Origin of the sequence: Kitasatospora sp. NPDC091257 (assembly GCF_044757675.1) — a bacterium.
Taxonomy (GTDB): Bacteria; Actinomycetota; Actinomycetes; order Streptomycetales; family Streptomycetaceae; genus Kitasatospora; species Kitasatospora lactacystinica.
Window position 1 is genome coordinate 1 of sequence record NZ_JBIVVI010001450.1, and the last position, 1995, is coordinate 1995.

Here is a 1995-nt window from a genome sequence, read left to right on the forward strand (position 1 = left end):
GGGGCCGCGCGCCGGGCTCCCGGGGGACGCGCCGGGCGCGCCCGGCGCCGGGGCGCCGGTGATGGCCGCGGAGGTGGCGCTGCCGGACGGCGGGCCGGCGGCGGCGTCCGAGCGGGTCAGGGTGGAGCCGTCCCGGGCGACCCGCTCGTCGGTGCGGCCGATCAGCCAGTCCCGGCTGGGGACGACCAGGCCGGCCGGGGTGAAGGCGATCCGGCGCAGCTCGGACTGCGGGCCGTTGTCCTTGCGCCACATGCTCGCCACGATGTCCACCGCCTCCTGCGGCGTCTCGGCGAACTCCAGGCCGGCGTAGACCGGGGCGCAGGCGTCCAGGCCAAGGTCCTGGGCGGTGAGGCGGCGGCCAAGGCGGCGGGTGAAGACCTCGGCGATCAGCGCCGGGGTGGCCCCGCGCGGCTGCTGGCCGCGCAGCCAGCGGGTGACCGAGGTCTTGTCGTAGCGCAGGTCCAGGCCGTGCTCCAGGCCGAGCTGGTCGACCCGGCGGGCGAGGCCCGCGTGCGAGAAGCCGGCCTCCTCGATCAGCGCCGCGAGCTGGCCGTTCTGCGGGGCCGGGCCGGAGTGGCCGGGGCCGCGGGGAGGGCCGGGCACGGGCGCGGCGGGGTTCTCGTGCCGGTCGGGTGTGGCCTGCACCGGCAGCCGCCGGTCGTCGGCGTCCGGGGCGTCGGCGGTCAGCGTGTCGGCGGTCAGGGCGTCGGGGGCGTCCGGAAGGGTCCGGCCGACCGTCCCTCGGTGCTGGCCGAGCGGGTCGAGCGGTCCGTACGCCGGGCTGTCGGTTGCAGGCCGTTGGGGCATGTCTGTCAACACCTCTCGGACGTCGCACCGGGCCTCACCAGCACTTCGGCGGCCCGGGGCGGCGCCCCCTGTCGGGAATCGGCGTGAATGTAGCGAGCATTCGGGCGCTATGGGTGGATCTGACCGAGCAATCCACCGAACGGGTGAAGCAACCGCGCCCATTGTGGGGAAGCGGGGCCCTCTCGGGTTTGGTCGTCCGGGGTCGAACCACCGGCCGTTCCGGGGGCTTCCCCGAGGGCCTCTCCGAGGGTCGATCCGCCGTTCGGACCCCGCTCCGGTGTCATGGCGAACGACACCACAGCTCAGCGGACTGCTGTGGCGTTCCGCCACATGGGAGCGGGGCCGCCGGATTCCTACCGTTCTCGGCCATGGACACCTCTACTGCCCGCCCGCTCGCCGGCCGCACGGCCATGGTCACCGGGGCCGCCTCGGGCATCGGCCGGGCCTGCGCCGAGGCCTTCGCCGAGGCCGGCGCCCGGGTCTACGTCGTCGACCTCGCGGCCGGCCCGGCCGAGGAACTCGCCGAGCGGATCGGCGGCCGCGCGATCGTCGCCGACCTCGCCGACCCCGGGGCCGTGGACGCCCTGCCGGACGACGCCGACATCGTCGTCAACAACGCCGGCCTCCAACACGTCGCGCCCGTGCACGAGTTCCCGCCCGACCGCTTCACGCTCATCCAGCGCGTCATGGTCGAGGCCCCGTTCCGCATCCTGCGCCGCACCCTGCCCCACATGTACGAGCAGGAGTGGGGCCGGGTCGTCAACGTCTCCTCCGTCCACGGCCTGCGCGCCAGCGCCTTCAAGTCCGCGTACGTCACCGCGAAGCACGCGCTGGAGGGCCTCAGCAAGACCGTCGCCCTGGAGGGCGCGCCGTACGGCGTCACCAGCAACTGCATCAACCCGGGCTACGTCCGGACTCCCCTGGTGGAGAAGCAGATCGCCGCCCAGGCGCTCGCCCACGGCATCCCCGAGGACGAGGTGGTCGAGCGGATCATGCTCGACCGCACCGCCGTGAAGCGCCTCATCGAACCCGAGGAGGTCGCCCAACTCGCCCTCTGGCTCTGCTCCCCCACCGCCTCCTACATCACCGGCGCCAGCCTCCCCGTCGACGGCGGCTGGACCGCCCACTGAGCGGGGAGCGCCCGGCGATCAGGCCTCCCCTCTCATAGGGCAGGAAGGCACATTCGAC

At 74.5% G+C, this 1995-nt stretch carries 1 protein-coding gene and 1 pseudogene; one reads left to right on the plus strand and one right to left on the minus strand.

Features of this window, described 5'->3' with window-relative positions:
* A pseudogene (locus ACIQOV_RS39260) lies at positions 1-807 on the minus strand (hypothetical protein); the annotation flags it as partial.
* A gap of 368 nt (positions 808-1175) precedes the next feature.
* Between ACIQOV_RS39260 and ACIQOV_RS39265 the strand changes: the two are divergent.
* Positions 1176-1937 (plus strand): 3-hydroxybutyrate dehydrogenase, encoded by a 762-nt coding sequence (locus tag ACIQOV_RS39265; protein ID WP_401055666.1) that lies wholly within the window; start codon positions 1176-1178, stop codon positions 1935-1937.
* Positions 1938-1995 lie beyond the last annotated feature (58 nt).